Raw genomic sequence first — 17,644 nt, forward strand, 5'->3', positions numbered from 1 at the left:
GACAGGTCGTGCGCCACGCGCTGATCTGCTCGGCGAACAGGCCCTTGCGTCGACAGTACGCGCCCAGCTCCAACTCGTTGAGAGTGGCGGTCTCCACCACCACGGCAAACTTCTCCTCGCTGTCGAGCGTGGCGTCAGGTACCGTCGATGCCCGCGGTCGACGGGCCCGACCCAGCGCCTCGCGCCGCCAGCCGTAGAGGGTGTCGCGCGGGATGCCGGTTTGCGCGGCCAACTGCGGCACGCCGACGTTGTTGGGCGGCAGCAGCTTCGTCAGGATGCTGTCTTTCAGCTCACTCGAATAGGTCGTCATGTCGGTCGCCTTGTCATGCCTCGGGGCGCTTGCGTCGCGCCCTCCGGGGTCAGCCGTTCAGTCGCCCTACGGGCTCCTTCCCGGCTGACCCCGGAGGGCGCAAAGCCCCGGGTCGGTGATGCCCCATCCTCCCACACATCCTCCCAAAGGGAGGCGACATCTATCCTGACACCTGGGGCCGCCGAGCAGGTGGTGATGCTCAAGACCCTGCGCTGCCGGGTGCGCGTGGTCTGGGTCTACCGACGCACCCAATGGATCGCGCTGGTGACCACGGACCTGACCCTGACGGTTGCGCAAATCATCGAAATCTATGGGGCGCGCTGGAAAATCGAAGCCGGATTCAGAGAAATCAAGCAGGAGATCGGCAGTGCCCAGACGCAGACCCGCAATCCCGATGCGGTCACCAACCATCTCCAGTTCTGCATGGCGGCCACCACCATCACCTGGATCTACGGGGCCAGCTTAGAGCAGGCCCCCGCGCGGCGATACGCCGCCGCACGTCGTACCGAATATGCCTTCGCCGACCTGCGCCGAACGCTCGCCCATGATCTCGCCGACGTGGGTTTCGGGGTCGATTGCGGCGATCCCGGCCACGGCGCCCGAAATCCCCTCATCGCTGCAGTCATGGGGCTGGTCGCCTGAGGAAAACGAGAAACTTCAGATCAACAAATGATCCATCTCAAAGAGCCCTCGATACGGATGTTGTTGTTCTGTTGCCTGATCGGTTTCGCGATGGCGGCGCTTGCCGCGCCCGCCGATCCGTTGATCGCGAGTCTGCAAACGAAGTTGGCCGAGTCCGGCCACGACCCCGGCCCGGCCGACGGCGTTTGGGGCAAGAACACGGAACAAGCCTTGCGGGCGTATCAGCAGCAGGAGGGGCTAACGGTGAACGGACGATTGGATCAGACGACCGCTCGGCGCCTCGATCTGGACCTCGGCGCCGTGGATCAGTCCCCCGGGGATATCGTCGACCTCCTCGCTGCGGGTAAGATCACGGTCGAAACCGAGTGGAGCGGCATCCAACAGGTCCTGGTCAAGGTCAAGCCGCGGGTTCCCTATCCGGTCAGTGTGCGGATCCCGGTGGGTACCTTTTTCGTGTCGCGAAACGCTGCCTCGCAGAACATGGTAGCGACGGGAGCGGAAACGATCAGGCTCACCGACGATGACTGGGTGACGGTAGCGATGCCTGCGGCGTGCGCCAACCGTCCCAGGAACGTTCCGGACGGCGGAGACAGCTTTAGGGTTCGGCGGTCGCCCAAACAGGCCGACCTCGGCCGACTCATGCCGGTCTTGGACCGGGCGAAGGTTGGTTTCGCGGTGCGCCAGGCGGCGGTCTGGATCGTGACGGACAATGCCGATTACGCGGATCTCGGAATCTTGATCCAGAACATGGGATCTCGGGCCATCGACGCTTCGGATGCCGCGCGCGCGATGCGCCTCTGCGATGAGGCCGGGATCGATGTGGAGCGCAAGGCGATCTGGCGCGACCGCAAACAGATCGCCGCGCAATTGGGCGATTCGGATCTAAAACGCTGGCTCGAGCAGAAGTGATTTCGGCGATCTGACCGTGCCCGGTCGCTCTCAAGCGGGCGGGACGGGCACGCCCGCGCACCGTCGGGGATCGCCTTCAAGCACATCATGCGGGCTTTGCCCGTCCTACGAGAGCGACGCCATGCTCAGACTCCGCGCCCCCGGGTTTGCCCCGCTCGGAGCGCCGTGCGCGCCGGTTCCGGGGTTGCTGCGCGCGCTGCGCGGGCGGCTCCCTGCCTCGGGCATGCGGCCGGTCCTCCGGCGGCTGCCCGCGGTGGCGCTCGTCGCCGCGCTGATCCCCGCGGCCGCGGCGACCGCGGCCGAGGCGTTGCGCATCACCTGGGATCGCGATCTCTACAACCCGCAGGCCGAGGTGGACGACGTACTGGTGCCGGTGCCCTGCGGCGGGGCGATGGTGTTTCGCTGGGTGGCGGCGGACGGGACGGTGCCGGCGGGGTCGAGCGCGGCGACACGCGCGCTGTATGGGCTGCGCGGTCCGTTCGCGTATCGCGCCCCGGGCGAGGGGACGGGGCAGCCGGCGTTGCTGGTGGGCAAATACGAGGTGACCGCATTGCAGCATGCGGCGCTGCAGGCAGCCTCGGGCGGGTCCTGTCCGGCGGTCGATGCGGCCGGTCGTCGGGTGCAGGGTCGGGTGGCGTGGCAGGACGCGGTGCAGGCGGCGGCGGGGTGGAGTGTCTGGCTGGCCGAGCGGGCCGCGGGGGTGCCCGACTGCGCGAGCGCGCTCGTGCTGTGCGTGCCGCGGGTGGCGGACGGGGATCGGGTGATGGCGCGCCTGCCGACGGAGGCGGAGTGGGAGTATGCCGCGCGCGGCGGGGTGAAGGTCACCCCGGAGCAGTTTGCCGCGCCGCTGTATCCGATGCCCGAGGGGCTGCGCGGTCACGCCTGGTTCGCCGACAATGCCGACGGGCGGGTGCGCCCGATCGGCTATCGCGCGGCCAATCCGCTGGGTCTGCATGATGTTTACGGCAACGTCGAAGAGCTGCAGCTGGGGCTGAATCGCGACCGGCGTTATCCCGGTCAGGTGGGTGCGGCGGTGATTCGGGGCGGGAGCGTGCACAGCGGGGCCGAGGACCTGCGTGCGGGTCGGCGCAGCGAGGTGCCGCTGTACGGTCCCGGCGGGGTGATTCGGGCCCCCGACAACGGCTACCGGCTGGTGCTCGATCGCGCGCCCGGAGCGGTTGGTCCCATCGCACTGGCGAGCGGACTGGCGGCCCCGGGCGCGGCGCGCACGCAGCCCGGACATCTGCAGGTCAACGTCGATGTCGCCGCCGAGGTCCGTCTGGACGGCCGTGCGGTCGGGCGTGCCGCGCCCGGTGCGCCGCTGGCGCTGCGCGGCCTGGCGCCCGGGGAGCATGCGCTCGAGGTGTCGGCGCAAGGGTATGGTCGGGTGCGCGAGTCTCCGACGGTGGAGGCGGCGCGCTGGACGCAGGTGGCGGTGGCGTTGCCGGCGGCGCGCGGTTTGTGGGGCTGGTGGGCCGATCTGTCTCTGGCGTCCGAGCGGGCCGGGCTGCCGTCCTGGCTGCCGTCGGGGATGGTGCTGCTGGTGCTGACGGGCGTGACCCTGCTGTGGCGCCGGCGTCGGTTGGTGGCGCGTGTCGGCGCGGGCGGCGAGGCGGGCACGGCGCCGTCCGTGGTTCGCGCGACCGAGCCGGAGGTGGCGGAGCGGAGCGCGCCGACTATCCTGAAGGTGGCAGCGCTCGAGCGACCGACGCTGATTAAGCCCACGCAAGCCTTCGAGCCCGAGATGATCGCGCTGCCGGGCGGGGAGTTCTGGATGGGCTCTTCGGAGTATGAGCGAGGGCGCTCAAGTGACGAGGGTCCACAGCATCGGGTGCGGATCGCGCCCTTTGCGATCGGCAAGACGGCGGTGACGTTCGGTCAGTACGACGCGTTCTGTGAGGCGACAGGTCGAGACAACCCTTCGGATGCCGGTTGGGGACGCGGCGAGCGTCCGGTCATCAATGTGAGTTGGGACGATGCGGCGGCCTATGCGCAGTGGCTGTCGAAAGAGACTGGCCTGGCTTATCGGTTGCCCACCGAGGCCGAATGGGAGTATGCGGCGCGCGCGGGGACGCGGACGCCATTTTGGACGGGGCAGTGTATTCACACGGACCAGGCCAACTACGATGGCAACCTTGACTACGCCAACTGTGGTGCGAAGACCGGGGTGTGCCGAGTGAAGACGGTTCGGGTAGGGAGCTTGCCGGCGAACCCGTGGGGTTTGCACGAGGTGCACGGGAACGTCTGGGAATGGGTCCAGGACACCTATCACAGGAGCTATGCCGGCGCGCCTGCGGATGGGCGCGCCTGGGAGACAAGCGGCGAGTCCAATCGGGTGGTGCGCGGCGGCTGCTGGGGCGGCGACCCGAGGAGCCTGAGGGCGGCGTTCCGCCTCCGGTACCGACCCGAAGACCGCAGCCACTACTTCGGTTTTCGTCTCGCCAGGACCTTATCCCCTTAACTCTTTACCCCTTGATAGCAGGAGCGTTTCAGGCATGCATCCGAATGGATTGGGGGTCCAGGGGGCGGAGCCCCCTGGTGGCCGCGTCGGCGTCTCGCGTACAGCCCGTCTTGTCTTGCGTAGGATTGGCAGAGCGGGAGCGATGCCCACCTTTCCGGCTCCGATGCGGGCCTTCTGTCCGCCCGGGCTCGCGCGTGGTTGCCGTTCCGGGGTCGCGCCGCATGGTGCCTGATTGGTGGCCGGGACGACGGGCACTGCTCTCGCTCTGCACGTCCTGCGGGCTGCGGTCAGATCAATCGATCGGTCTCGCTCGGGGCATTCCCATCCGGCTCCGCGATCCCTCGGGAGAGCTCTCGCGGGCGCCTGTGTTCAAGTCTGATCCTCGATCGGAGGACCGAGCAGCATCGTCTCAAGTGCAGGGTGTACGACCGGGATCCCGGGCGGTGGCTATACTCTCTTCGGCGACGGCCCTTGGATCCCGACGTCGTCGGGGCGAGTCCGTCGCGGAGATCCGCCATGACCGCAGCGCCCCGGCGCATCGCCTCCGAGTCACCTACCCGTCCGCGCTCGCCGCCCTCGGCGTCGCTGGCCTTCCGGGTCGGGCTTCTCGCTGGGCCGATCGAGTGGACGGACGGGACCGGGGTTGACCGGCTTGCGGGCATCCTGGGCGAGATCCTTGCCGCGGTGCGAACGGCCGTGGTCGACTTTCAGCGGGCCCATCCCGGACTCTATGCGGAGTCCGCGCCGACACTCCGGGCGGTCACGCGGCTCGCGCAGGGCGCGGACCGCGTCTTCGGCGAGCAGGCACTGGATCTGGGCTATGCGCTCTGCTGCGCCTTTCCCTTCGCCCAAGCGGAGTCCGAGGGTGACGCTCATGATGCGCCTGAGCACCAGCCCGGATCACTCGGGTGCGTTCGTGCGCTGCTGGTGCGGGCGGAGGCCTGCGGCGGGTTGACCCGGTTCGAGCTGGAAGGTGACAGGGCGGATCCGGCGGGGGCCCATCTCGCGGCGGGGCGCGTGGTGCTCAATCAATCGGATCTCCTGATCGCGGTGCGCGGCGATGGGCAGCCCCCTGGCGCGGAGGGGCTGGATGCCCTAATTCACGATGCGGTGCAGGCGCGGATCCCGGTGCTGTGGCTCGACCCACGCGCGCCCGCCGGCTGGCTGCTGGTGCGCACACACGCCGAGTTGGGGCGCGTGCCGAGCCTAGCTGGTCCCGCTGGCGTGTGCGTCGCCGAGGCACCCGATTGGACCGGGTTGGGGGCACTCGTGGACGAGATCCTGGATTTGCCGCCGACCATGGGGCCGGCAACGCACTTGGACCACCCGGCCCACCGCGAGTCGCTCTTCGACTGTTATCGCAAGGAACGTCGACCCGTCCTGAATCTCGCGATCGCCTGGCGGGTCTTTCGCGAGCTGCACGGGGCGCATCGCTTGCGGGTGCCGCCGCTGCGGGTGCCCGATTTCGAGCAGGCGGCGCTGCGCGACTGGCCGGATGCGCCGGATGTGGCCGGCTGGGTGAACCGGCAGCTTCGACCGCACTACGCCTGGGCGGGCAAGCTCTCCGGGCTCTACGCGGATGTCTATCGAAGCTCCTATGTCCTGGCGTATCTGCTGGCCGCTGTGGCGGTGACCCTGGCCCTGCTGCCCGGCGCGGTGGGCGCCTATGTCGAGATCCCCGGGTTTGCGACCTTTGCAAACGGCGCCGAGCTGCTGGTGATAGGCATCGTGCTGATCCTGATCTTCGGTGCCCGGCACCGGCACTGGCATACCCGGTGGATGGACTACCGCTTGCTCGCCGAGATGATTCGGCAACTGCGTTTTCTCATCCCTCTCGCCGGGCACTGGCCGCTGCCGCGCATGCCTGCGCATTGGGAGACCTACGGCAACCCGAGCCGGACCTGGATGGCCTGGCACATGCGCGGGATCGCACGCGCGACCGGTTTGCCGAATGCGCGGGTCGACCAGGTGTATCTCCGGAGCTGTCTCGCCTATCTCAAGCAGGTGATCGCCGGGCAGCGTGCCTTCCACGCGGACAGCGCCCGCCATTCCGAGGAAATCGACCACTCGCTGCATCGGTTCGCGCTCTGGTTGCTGATCGCGACCATCGTCTGTATCGTCGCCCACCTGATCCCCGCCCTGCATACCCTGGGGCCCATCCTGACCCTCGCCTGCGCCGGCCTGCCGGCCTTCGGCGCCGCTCTTCACGGGATCAAGAATCAGGGCGAGTTCTCGCGTATCGCCAAGCGCTCGCAGGCGATGGCCCGACAGTTGGAGCAGTTGCTCGGTGAGATCGCCGCCCTGGAGGGCCAGCCCGCGCTGCTTTCCGCGGACGTGACGCGGGTGGCGTACGATGCCGCCCGTCTGATGGTGGACGAGGTGCTGGACTGGCGGGTGATCTTCACCGATCGCCCGCCGGTGATTCCGGCATGACCGGTGCGGCGGGGCGGGTTCGGCGACGCCGGTGTGGCCAGACTCGGGCAGGGCCGGAAATCAGCGCGCCCGGACCCGCGGCCGATCCGACGCGGCGCTTGCCGCGCGGGGCAGCATCAGCGCCAGCCCACTACGAGGATCTGTCGAGGCGGCTCCCGGCGCCGGGCGTCTGACAACAAGGGATCAGGTCACGCGCCCCGATTCCACGCGATCCCCTGCTGGAGTGCATGCGATGTCAAGATCCGTCCTGCTGGCCCTCGGTCTGACCCTGCTGCCTGCCGCGCAGGCCTGCGACACGACCTGGGACATCACCCTGGTAACCTTCGGCGAGGGGGTGTCGATCGAGCTGCGTGCCGGTTCCCCTGGAACCTCGCGCGTCCTGGCGACCCGCCAAAGCTCCGGCGGGCACGTCGTTTTCAGCAATCTGTGTGCCGGGGACTACTTCCTCGCCATCGGCAACAACGAGACGGTGAACGTGACGCCGGTGCGCACCTTCGAGGACGGCGCCGACTACCAGAGCCGCATCACCGTTCAGACCGGTTCCGGGAACGTGTCCACACGGTCGCGCAGCTCGCTCTGAGGTTCACGCCTGCCGGCGCGGACGCGCGCGACGGTTCGCCGATCGCCCATCTGTCGACGTCGCGGGCCGCCAGGGGTTCCTCGGGCTGGGTCATTTGCGACCCCAACCGACAGGGTGTGCGCCATCACGGACACCCCCAGCACCGATAGCGACCTCTTCGCTCGCCGAGGCGCCGCGCGAAGCGTTGATCTCAGCCCACTACTGATAAACGACAGATCCTGCCCTGGTCGTCCGCTGCCTCCCGTGAGAACGGCGCCCGCGGTCCCGAGTAGCGCAAACATCGAGTCGAGGCAGGCGTGATGTCGCGGACAGGTGCGAACCCCCCGAGACCGGGATCTTCAAGGCGTCGAGATCATAATGCGAAATGTATGGTTGGCCTGCTCCGTCTCCGCCGCGGTCCTGTTCATCTCGACCCTGCTGCTGTTTCCGTGGCGCGAGCCAGGAGCAGTCATTCGACTTTCGACGGGCGAGTTCTTGGCGACTCCGGATATCGTGACACTCTCGCCACTCATTCTTGGTCGACCGCTGCCCCGCGGAGAACCGGCTTTCGTGCTCCATCTCAAGCCGGATATGGACGATTACGCGAGTCAATTACCGCTCGGCGAGTCCGTCGCACTTGTCGCAACCAGTGTCGCGCGAAACGGCTATGGCGTCGAGTCACGAAACGCCTCCGTCGCCTGGGGCGAATGGATCATGTCCCACGCTGCGCTTTCGATGGTGGTCGGATTGGTCGTGTATGGGTTGTTGCAGCGGCGTTGACAGTGCTCGACGGTCTCTACTCATGCCGGCATGGATGCTATTTCGAGGGTCTGTCGGAAGGTCGAGATGAACAAAAATGGCGCTTTGAACGTGAATGCGAGGCGATTTCCAAGGGGATGAGATGGACAGAGGCGCACAGGCGGTCGGGCGAGCCAGCCGCTACGCAGTGTCCGGCCGACGCGATCGAACGGTTTCATGCGGCCGGCACGCTCATCTTCAGATCCTCCGAGCCGGTCAGACGCGCCAAGGTCGGAGCCGTCGGGTAACCGTCGCAATGGGCAGGCGGATGTCGATGGGTTCGGGCGGCCGGTGTGCGCGCCTCAAGCGGTGCGCACGGTCTCGGCAGTTCATTCCGGTCACTCTTCGGCACGATCGTCATCCCGTTCGATGTGCCCATTCGCGGCAGGGGCAATCGATCGCGCTCCGACCGGCAGGAGTCTCTCAGCCCACTACGCGAGTTTGAGGGTCCAGGGATACACGGGTTACCCATACCGGGGGTGCGAGTTGGCCTTATGACGACCTGCACGCTCGTTCAACGCGAGGATCGATTCGATGGTGAGCTCGAACGGCTGGATCTTTCGTAACGAGGTCCGGAGCGGGATGGGGCATCCTCGCGGGAGCGAGACAGTCACTGCGTTCGCGAGGAGAAACAAGATCGGTTGCGTGACTTCGAGTCCCGAACCGCGGTGCGGGTCGCGGCTCCCGATGGTTTCTATCGATCCGGCATCGCGGCAGAAGGCAGGCGCGGCCTTATTGGCCCCGGTGTGCGACGGCCTCGGGGCAACAAGCCGCAGGGAGGTCCGTCGGCAGGGATCGAATGTCGCGTTCTCGCTCGCGACAGAGGCGTCGCTTCGACCAACACAGATCGACACCAGCGTCGAATGGTGTAAGTATTTACAGACGGTTTATCTGGTTAATCCATTCATATCCACGGCAGCTTCGTCCCCCGCAACCATGCTCAATGACACACACAACAGCCCGCCACCAACACTGATCAGCGGTCAGTCCACGACCCTGGTTCTTCCCGGGCGTTGGGGTGTTTGCCGAGGCCCCCACGACCGCTCAGGCGGAGCACCCCGGCGGGTTCGGAGGTATCGGTTTGCGGTTCGTGGACACGCTCGCGCCGGACCCGTCCGAACGGGCGGGTCAAGACGACCTCATCGGCCAAGCGACCGAAGCGGCACTGCTGCGAAACCCGGTCGCCGAGATGGCCCTCCCGTTCTTGGTCTCCGCCTGGCCGATCGCGGCGCCGGAGTCCACCGACGTGCTCGAAGGGTGCTGGAGTTTGCTGGGCCGACCCGCCCTCGGCAACCAGCCCCTGCCGGTCAGTCCTCTGATGCCGCCATCCAGCGCACACCCACGGTTCTTCGTCGACAAGCAGCGGGCAACTGCGCCGCCGTGGAAAGCATCTTCCAGCGGCTACGGTTAATGAGCCAATAATCCAATACAACAGCACAACAACGAACAGAAATAGAAATAGCCATGCCTGCGAACATCGCCAAATTCGTAGAGGTCATTTTGGAAGCCATTGGCGACTTACGGGAAGGAATCTCCGGAGAGAGCCTTACTCTTAACGGGAGCCGTTTGCGAAGAGGACATCTTGATTGCTGGCTGCCAAGTGCCCTGGCCGAGTTGTTGTCGTAAGGAACCACTCGTCCGTTTCAACGCAATCTACCGCGCTTTCAAATCAACGACCGTTTTGCTCAACGAGGTTCAATCATGTCACAAGAAGAAGCTCAAGCACTCCTATTTGGCTTTGTAATTTTCTCTCTGATTGTAAGCGTTCTGCTATCGTCGTCCTCATCTTCTAAGGGTTACAGTGGTGGGCTGCTTTTTACGTACGGAATGGCATCGTTGTTTGGTCTCGGGCCGATCCTGTGGCCAATCGGGTTGGGGGTAGCTTTGATCTTGATCACAGCGGCATTTTTCGCAAAGAATCTCAGCGAGATCAGCGATTCGGAAAAGCGAGAGATGACGCGTAAGAGCGTGAACCGTGCCGCATTGCTTATGACGATAATTGGCGGCGGATTTTTCATACTCGGTGTCATGGTCTGAGTGCGGCGTGGATAGTGCGACGAGAACTAAGGCTCTTAGCCGCCCCTGCGCTCTGGTTGTAAAAGGAAGAGATGTACCGAAACTTTAACCTTAAATTCATTTGGAAACAGCGGATCTCGAGCAGAACATGAATACTGTCGATCAAGCATTCGAAATCCATCGGCCGTCGAAACGTAATCGTCGAAATGGCTTTTGCAAAAGGCTGTCCGTCATTGGCATAGCCATAACGATCGGAGCGTCTGGAAATGCTTGCGGGGACCCAGGCTATGACCTCGTGCAAGCGGCCTTCGCCGGCGATGGGGCGGACGTTGAACGTCTGCTCGCCGCGGGAGTCCCAGTCAATGCTCGCGCCGGCGACGCCTCCACGGCACTCATCTCGGCTTCCCAAGCCGGACATACGGAAGTCGTCAAAGTACTCATCGCCGCCGGCGCAGAGCCAGACGCGAGAGCTAAGAAAGGCATTACTGCCCTAACCCAAGCGACCCAATCCGGCCATTCCGAGATTGTCGAGGCTTTATTAGATGCCGGTGCCGACCCGGATCTCGCCCGAGATGACGGTACTACGCCGCTTTTAATCGCATCACAGTTCAATGATCTCGATGTCTTAGATGCTCTTCTCAAAGCAGGGGCCGACGTCAATGCGAAGCGGCAGGATGGCTCCGTCGCCCTCATTCCCGCGGCAGCTGCTGGAAATATCGAAGTCACAAGTCGGCTCCTTGATGCCGGTGCCGACGTCAAAGCGATGAACGGTAACGGCGCGACCGCACTGTACGCCGCCGTCAGCACCGGGCGGCCGGACCTTGTGAAACTCCTGATCGACGCCGGCTCCGACGTGAACACAAAAGCAAAAGGGGGCTTCACGCCCCTGATCCAAGCGGTACTGCGGCCCGGGAACCGCGGCGTCGTGGATCTTCTGCTCGGCAATGGGGCGGCCGTCGACGACACGTCTGATGACGGCACGACAGCCCTCATGGCGGCAGCCCATTCCGGGGACGTGGAGGTCGTCACCGAATTGGTGCGTGCCCGGGCGAACGTCAATGCCAGGAGAAGTCACGGCGCCACCGCGCTACACAATGCAGCCGCTGGAGGACATTCAGAGATTATCAAAGCGTTGGTGGCCGCAAATGCCGACATCGACGCTAAAGCCGCGAGCTCCACGAAAGAAGGGAGGAACGAGGCCACAGCCTTGGAAGTCGCAGCGCATCTTGGTCACCGGGATGCCGTCAGAGTGCTCCTGGCTGCAGGGCCTGATTTGACCGCCGCCTCAAACCCGATCCCGCTCGCCATCAACATGATCCAATCCAAACTCGTGGAAGGAGGGTTCGGCTCCTTAGTTGTCGACGGAGAACTGGGTTCCAAGACCCGAGATGCATTTGCGAGATATCAGAAAACAGCGGGCCTCGATGTGACTGGCGACCCTGACCCACCAACGCTTCGCCTCCTCTTCTTCGAATCGAAAGATGCAAGCGCCGCAGCCAATGGCGAGCAGTTGGCAAGCGCTTCCCATCCGTCGATAGCGAGGGATCAGCCGCAGAAACCGGACCAGGAGGTGTCGGAAGCTGAACGGCAGGTTATCTACTATAAAGCTATAGGAAAAGACCTGGTAGCGGCCGTGGAGCTTGGGAAGACGCTGCAGCGAATGGCTCCGCAGGTGAACCTATCAGTCAAAATCGTCGGGGACAAATTGATTCCGCTTGCTGCGGATCTCGAACGACCCGGCTCATATGGCGCTGATCTCCGTAAATTGGAAAAGCAGTTGCGGAAGGGTGCCAATCAGGCCCTCGTGGTCATTCAGGGCTTTAAGGCTCCCACAACCGCTCCTGACGGATATGATGCGTTGCAGTGGCGACTCATCCAAGGACCAGGAGAACCTGGGGAGGTCGTGCCCGCCTATCAGCGCGGGAGAACGCTCTTGTCCTACTGCGAAGCGAACGGGCTTGTCGAAGCGTGTGACTTACTAAGACAATTCCCCGGGCCAGACTGAGAAGCCGGTTATCGCGGCAACGAAGCGGTGTTCCCTATTGCACCATCAGGGAGAAGACGGCATGAACGTTAGTAAGCTTATACTTCTGTGCGTAGTCGTGTCGGTTGTCGGCTTAACTTCGACCTTGGAAGTTCGGGCATCAGTGTCCGATCCGATCATTGCGGATCTTCAAGCAAAGTTGCTGATTGCCGGATTTAGTCCGGGACCAGCGGATGGATATTGGGGAGGAAAAACAGAAGCCGCCCTGAAGGCGTTTCAAGAAGCCGGTGGTTTGCCTTCTAGCGGGCGGCTCGATGCTGAAACTGCAGCGCGCTTGGAGATCGATATTCCGGGCACGGAGGGAACTCCTCAGGACATCCATGACTTGATCGACGCCGGGAAGGTAGAGGTCAAAGCGTCCGCTCGGGCAATGGATCTAGTCGGCATCGAGCTGCGGTCAGGGAGGCCTTACTCGATCAGCGTACGTATCCCACTCGGCACCTATTTTACCGCGGGGTCTCCAGATCTACAGAACATGCTGACTACCAAGGAGGTTATCCGCAGTCTTAACAGCGAGGACTGGGTTTCAATAAGTATCCAGGCTGCGAGCACAGACCGTCAAAGAGGAATTCCCGGGGGCGACGTGCGACTCAAGGTTCAGAAGCTACCGGGAACGTCCGAACTACCCAAACTGTTTCCTGTGTTCTCCTCCTCAGGGGCGTCATATCCGGTACTGCAGGCGGCGATCTGGATCGTCACCGACAATTCCACATTTGAAGAACTCGCGGTGTTGATTCAGAGTCAGGACGGTTTCTCTGCGACCCGCAGTATCAATGAGCCGGAGGTTGCAAGGGCGATGCGGATTTGTAGTGAGGCGGGTATCGACATAAAAGCTAGAAAGATTTGGAGTGATCGAGCAACGATTCGGGGCGAGTTAGCCGACGAGACACTAAAGGAGTGGTTGGAACAGGACCCCTAGCTTTTCGTTCCAGGAACAGGGAAGGGTTCCTTGGCTCGAACGTATTTCGGCAATGATGACTGGTTAGACGCGAATGCGGTAGTCGAATGGCTCTTCGCCAGCTTTGCGGAGATCCCGTGCGGCAAACGACCGGAGCTGAAAGGGACGGGATGCTTTGCGACATTGCTCGGTGATTCGGCCTTGATGTCGTGAACTTGGGTGTGCGTTGGCTCATTCCCATGAGCAAGGACGGTTCGTCCAGAAACTCTTTGATTAATCGGGGGTGTCGGGGAGAGCTATGATTAAGTGCCTGAAGGTCTGTAGAATTAATGGCGGCGCCCAAGGTGAGGATATTGGGCTGCTGATGGGGGACCTTATACTTAGCTACGACGGTGCTCCCGTTAGGACGAACCTGCAACTGTCCAATGCCGTCTATTCTGCTCAGCGAAGAAACAAAGACTCCGCAACAGTGATCGTTCGTCGTGATGGACTTCTGATCGCTTTGGAGGCGAATCCCCGCCGAGAACTTGGGATCGGCTGCGAGGAAGTGGACGTTGCAGACGACCTATCGGTTGGGAGTAGTGCTTTAGGGGGCACTCGAGATTTAACTCCGGGTCAGGCTCTGTCGGATAAGAAGAAAGGGAGCAGTCCATTTAGGGAGTTGTTCGTAGGCGTTATTGCGGTTGCATTAGGGTGTTTATTTCTCTACATGAGCACGGTTTCCGCCGAAGGGTCGATGCAAGCCCTCCTTGGCGGCGTGGTCTTTTTAATTGCCGGATCTCTTTCTATCCTGGCTGGCGCCTCAAGGTTGTTGGACTCGCGATCCCGTCGCGGGGTAGCGGATCTTGATAAGGCCGCCGATCAAGCGGTGATGGCCGTGAGCAAGTTCGAGAAGGCTTGCGGAAAGTATGCGGAGGGAAATTACGATGAAGCACGGAGGCTTTTTCGGGAACAGGTGGATGAGAAGCCGGATTCCGATCTCGGAAAGGCAGCGAAAGTCCAGCTCAGGTTTCTTGGGGCAAACCCGTTGCCATGGCTACCTGTGTGGCCAATTGCGTTGATTGGGATACTCTTTTTCAGTAATGCCCCACGGGGTGTTTATTTAGCTCCAAGCATCCCCGACCTGTATAGGCTCGGCCCCTATTGGGTTGTTGGGATTCTGACACTCTATTGGCTGATTCATTCGTTCGTCTGGCCTACTGTGTTCGATGCTAGTCAGCGTTTTGCGAGCGCGGTTGGTTGGCTATGGTTCATCGGTATTTCGACTTTAATTATCGGACTCTTGGAAGCGGCTCAGATTATTGCCCTACTGGACCTCGCGCAGGAAGACGTTGTGTACATTATAGCAACAGGGGCTGTGGTGCTGTTGGTAGCCTTGGCCGCAGGAAGAGCTCCGCCACTGGTTGGGCTTATGATATTGATCTTCGCATCCCTGGCATGGGCCGTTGATACCGCCTTAGTCTTGTCCATAGTAGCCGTTTCGTTCGTTAGTTCACACGTCGCAGTTGAGCCAGTTTTCTATGGTTGGGCGGTTGTTCACTTAATCGCACTTTCGTCCTTATTGCGAGGCGTGGGCGGAGCCAGGGCGCTTTATGCTTTGAGTAGGGAATCATTCTCAGAAAACGCCTCTTGGGAGTTGGTAGGGGGCAAAGGCACGGGCACAGCCGGAGAAAAGAAGTATTAAATAGGGACTGATCATCATACGAGAATGCTGCGGTCGCTTCCAAACACGCGGTCAGTCGGGGGTCGCACTGCTGACCTTTGGCCAGCATCGCCCGACTGGCCTCGCCGCCGGTGCGGTGCTGTGGGCAGATGTCGTAGGCCGGGGTCAGCCGATCGCTTTGGCCATTGCAGAAGGCTGCGTGATTGCGGGCACGCTCGTCGGTATTGTCTGAAACGACATTCATCACAATGCTCCATTCAGCTCCACGAGTGCCTGACGCGAATCGGCGAATTCTCGGCGTACGCCGTGCGCCAGATCCTCGTAGCTGGCCAAGGGCGCTTCCATCTTGCGCAGGCCGATGAGAATAGGGGTGAAGAACATGATCCGGCGCTGCCATCCCGTGCGATCGCGGACGCGTTCGATACTCTCGACCAGTAGTATGGTGCGGTGCAGGGCCTGGGTCAGGGCAACCGCGCCAACGTCCGCGCCTGCCCGATCCGCCAGACGCATCGCCAGATGTTCGGCCTTGACCAGGTTGTACAGATCGGCCCGGCTGGAAAGCCTGGCGGTGAGTTCCAGACCCCGAAACGCCTGTTTGCAGTCATGAGCGCCCGGACGGCGCGGCCGGCTTGACGAGTCGAAACCCCAAATACCCGCGACAGACCGTGGGATGGTAATCGCAGCGGTTGCTGCACCGGGGATACTCCGGGGACAGGTTGTTCCAGCTTCCGCCCCGAGCGACCCGGGTGGCTCCTTGGTTTGGTCCTTGGGGGTCGAGGGGCCGGGGCGGATCGGTGGATTCCGACTGGTCCTCCCACCATTCATCGATCTCATCCGCCGGATGGTCCGCATTGTCCGCATCCACATCCTGGTCCCGGGCGTTCTCATCGTCCGGGATTTCCGGCGCGTCTGGATCGAGGGCGTACCAATCCGCGCACCATTCCTCGACGTTGCCGCTCTGGTTGTAGGTCCAGTACCCGGAGACGCCGAGCGGATACCCAGAGACCGGACAGGTGGTGTGGCTGCCTCGGCTGCCGTGGTAGCGCACGCGTGTCGCGTCGCAGGCGTTGCCCCACGGAAAGCTCAGCCCCCGGGGTCCGCAGGCCGCCTTCTCCCATTGCGCCTCGGTCGGGAGCTGACACCCGGCCCAGTGTGCATAGGCGAGTGCATCATGCCAGGAGACGCAGACTACCGGATGGTCGGCCTTGTCTGCCGGGAAGCGGCGGCCCTGCCACACCGCCGGGGCGGCGCGAAGCTCGGAGTGGTCCGGTGGGGGGTGTCCGGTCGCCTCGACGAAACGCAGATACTGCGCGTTGGTCACTGCGTACACGCCGATCCAATACGCGGACAGCAGCACCCGACGGGGTCCGCATGGTTGGATCTGCATCCTGAGCTCCCCCGCCGGCACGAGCACCATGACCGAGCCATCCCGCACGTTGACCGCGAGGGGTGGTCTGATGACGGATCCGCGGCGCTTGCTATCTCTGAGGAGACAGCGGTCACCGCCTCGGGAGGCGACTCCGGCCGGCCGCGGCAGGACGCGCCTGCGGCCTTGCGGTGCGTGGATCGGACTCGCGGGCCCGGCTGCCGTTGCCGCGACGGCATCGGCAACGACGGCATCGGCAACGACGGCTCGAAACGCATCGAGGATGCGCAGCAGGGCGTTGGTATCCGTGACATGCGACTCAGTAAGGGTTCCGGAGCCACTGCGAACACCTGGGCCAACAGCGTCCCGTCCTCGTCTTGCAACAATGCGAGGCGCGTGAGATCACCCGTGATGAGGGTGTAGAGTGCCTCCAGCGCCGGTGTGGCCGCATGCCGCCCCTGCGTGGCGATCAGTCGCTCGAGCGCCCGCGACTCACATCGCGCCCAAGCGGCGAAGATCGCATCGTTCAGCAGTGCATCGTCCGGGCGGATCGCCCTGGCCAAGACGACCACCGCTCGCATCACGTCCGTCGCGGCGTACATGACCGCCAGGTCCAGGATCGCGTGGGCGAGGGCGGTCGGGACCGGGCGTGGCGCCGGCCAACCAAGATCGGCGAGAACACTCGCCAACTGAGGCCGATGCCCGTCCGCGAGCTCCCGCCACAGGGCCTCGATCTGCGCGCCGTCTCGGGTCGGGGACAGTTGCAGCAGCAACTTGCCGGCTGGATGACCGGGTCTTCTGAGTGCGCGTGCGAGGGAAATCGCACCGGCGGGACCCGGCCGGCGATCCGGCTCGCTCAGCCGCGGGATGAGCTCGGACCACTGGCACCGCGTCCAGGCGAGATAGAGGCGATCGTTGGCCGCCAGATCGTCAGGCGGGATGGCGCCGGCGAAGGCAGCCCCTGCACGCACCAGGTTCACCCTGTATCTCAGGTTCGTCAACACGAGAACGCGACGGACAGTTTCGAGCGGGGGCGGGCGTCGTGCGGGCCATCCGAGCTTGGCGAGGACGCCCGCCAGGGCGACGTCGGGACGGTCTGCCAGGGCGCCCCAGAGTGCCTCGATCTTGTCGGCGTCCGTTTCCGGAGACAGCCCGGCAAGCGCCTGGATGATCTCCGCCGAGCTCGGGTGCTTTTGCGCCAAGGCCTCGGCCAGGGTCAGCACCCCTGCCGGGTCCGGTGTCGCCATGAGCACGTCGATGAGCTTACGCTCATGAGAGTCGTCACCCTCAGGCGGGTCCTGTAGACGCCGTTCGCGAGCCTCGTCCAAGGTCATTCGGATCGCCCCCCCGGAGATGCTGTAAGAAGACGCGATTCGCAACGCACGTGCGCCGCATGGTTCTGGTCCGGGTCTAGCCGGTGTCTGCAGGACGTGGCAAGCGCATGGCTGGTCTACGCCGTCAGCCGCGCAGAGTCACCCGAGCATCCGCCCCGAGGAGCTCGATTCGAAGTGATCCGGTCTCGGAGGGAGACGACCCAACCACGAA

The 17,644-nt window shown here is 63.6% G+C and carries 14 protein-coding genes and 2 pseudogenes; 11 read left to right on the forward strand and 5 right to left on the reverse strand.

Annotation, left to right across the window (positions count from 1 at the left end):
- Positions 1-310: pseudogene (locus THIMADRAFT_RS22230) on the reverse strand (IS3-like element ISGur6 family transposase); the annotation flags it as partial.
- Positions 311-505: 195 nt separating this feature from the next.
- Here THIMADRAFT_RS22230 and THIMADRAFT_RS22235 point away from each other — a divergent pair.
- The 11 genes from THIMADRAFT_RS22235 (at position 506) to THIMADRAFT_RS27220 (ending at position 14,754) form a co-directional block, all read left to right on the forward strand.
- Entirely contained in the window at positions 506-952 is a 447-nt protein-coding gene (locus tag THIMADRAFT_RS22235; protein ID WP_007195379.1) for a transposase, read from the forward strand.
- Positions 953-979: 27 nt separating this feature from the next.
- A complete protein-coding gene (locus THIMADRAFT_RS22240) occupies positions 980-1,861 on the forward strand; it encodes a peptidoglycan-binding domain-containing protein (RefSeq protein WP_040733827.1) in 882 nt (293 codons plus the stop codon).
- Positions 1,862-1,982: 121 nt separating this feature from the next.
- Positions 1,983-4,322 carry an SUMF1/EgtB/PvdO family nonheme iron enzyme gene (locus THIMADRAFT_RS22245; protein ID WP_007195381.1) on the forward strand — a complete coding sequence of 780 codons (2,340 nt, stop codon included), beginning with the start codon at positions 1,983-1,985 and terminating at the stop codon, positions 4,320-4,322.
- A 516-nt stretch (positions 4,323-4,838) separates the two neighbouring features.
- Positions 4,839-6,755 carry a hypothetical protein gene (locus THIMADRAFT_RS22250; protein WP_007195383.1) on the forward strand — a complete coding sequence of 639 codons (1,917 nt, stop codon included), beginning with the start codon at positions 4,839-4,841 and terminating at the stop codon, positions 6,753-6,755.
- A 232-nt stretch (positions 6,756-6,987) separates the two neighbouring features.
- Positions 6,988-7,335, forward strand: a complete 348-nt coding sequence (locus THIMADRAFT_RS22255; RefSeq protein WP_007195384.1) for a hypothetical protein — start codon at positions 6,988-6,990, stop codon at positions 7,333-7,335.
- 357 nt (positions 7,336-7,692) lie between these two features.
- Complete coding sequence (locus tag THIMADRAFT_RS22260) at positions 7,693-8,094, forward strand: hypothetical protein (protein ID WP_007195385.1); 402 nt, start codon at positions 7,693-7,695, stop codon at positions 8,092-8,094.
- A 1,099-nt stretch (positions 8,095-9,193) separates the two neighbouring features.
- Positions 9,194-9,523, forward strand: coding sequence for a hypothetical protein (locus THIMADRAFT_RS22275; RefSeq protein WP_139052964.1), 330 nt, complete (start codon positions 9,194-9,196; stop codon positions 9,521-9,523).
- A gap of 290 nt (positions 9,524-9,813) precedes the next feature.
- Positions 9,814-10,149 carry a hypothetical protein gene (locus THIMADRAFT_RS22280; RefSeq protein WP_007195387.1) on the forward strand — a complete coding sequence of 112 codons (336 nt, stop codon included), beginning with the start codon at positions 9,814-9,816 and terminating at the stop codon, positions 10,147-10,149.
- A 127-nt stretch (positions 10,150-10,276) separates the two neighbouring features.
- Positions 10,277-12,133 (forward strand): ankyrin repeat domain-containing protein, encoded by a 1,857-nt coding sequence (locus tag THIMADRAFT_RS25095; RefSeq protein WP_139052965.1) that lies wholly within the window; start codon positions 10,277-10,279, stop codon positions 12,131-12,133.
- 61 nt (positions 12,134-12,194) lie between these two features.
- The gene (locus THIMADRAFT_RS22290) at positions 12,195-13,091 is read left to right on the forward strand and encodes a peptidoglycan-binding domain-containing protein (protein ID WP_007195389.1); all 897 of its coding nucleotides are present in this window, start codon (positions 12,195-12,197) and stop codon (positions 13,089-13,091) included.
- Positions 13,092-13,368: 277 nt separating this feature from the next.
- Positions 13,369-14,754 (forward strand): tol-pal system YbgF family protein, encoded by a 1,386-nt coding sequence (locus THIMADRAFT_RS27220; protein WP_007195390.1) that lies wholly within the window; start codon positions 13,369-13,371, stop codon positions 14,752-14,754.
- 127 nt (positions 14,755-14,881) lie between these two features.
- Here the strand turns inward: THIMADRAFT_RS27220 and THIMADRAFT_RS28680 are convergent.
- The 4 genes and pseudogenes from THIMADRAFT_RS28680 to THIMADRAFT_RS22305 all read right to left on the reverse strand — a co-directional run.
- A pseudogene (locus THIMADRAFT_RS28680) lies at positions 14,882-14,977 on the reverse strand (hypothetical protein); the annotation flags it as partial.
- A complete protein-coding gene (locus THIMADRAFT_RS27225; RefSeq protein WP_007195392.1) occupies positions 14,977-15,243 on the reverse strand; it encodes a hypothetical protein in 267 nt (88 codons plus the stop codon). The pseudogene THIMADRAFT_RS28680 and the gene THIMADRAFT_RS27225, both read right to left, overlap by 1 nt.
- Before the next feature lie 91 nt (positions 15,244-15,334).
- Positions 15,335-16,090: a formylglycine-generating enzyme family protein gene (locus THIMADRAFT_RS25110; protein ID WP_007195393.1), complete on the reverse strand. Its 756-nt coding sequence runs from the start codon at positions 16,088-16,090 to the stop codon at positions 15,335-15,337.
- The gene (locus THIMADRAFT_RS22305) at positions 16,051-17,433 is read right to left on the reverse strand and encodes a serine/threonine-protein kinase (RefSeq protein ID WP_007195394.1); all 1,383 of its coding nucleotides are present in this window, start codon (positions 17,431-17,433) and stop codon (positions 16,051-16,053) included. Before THIMADRAFT_RS22305 ends, THIMADRAFT_RS25110 begins: the two co-directional genes overlap by 40 nt.
- Positions 17,434-17,644: the final 211 nt, after the last annotated feature.

Source organism: Thiocapsa marina 5811 (assembly GCF_000223985.1).
GTDB lineage: Bacteria > Pseudomonadota > Gammaproteobacteria > Chromatiales > Chromatiaceae > Thiocapsa > Thiocapsa marina.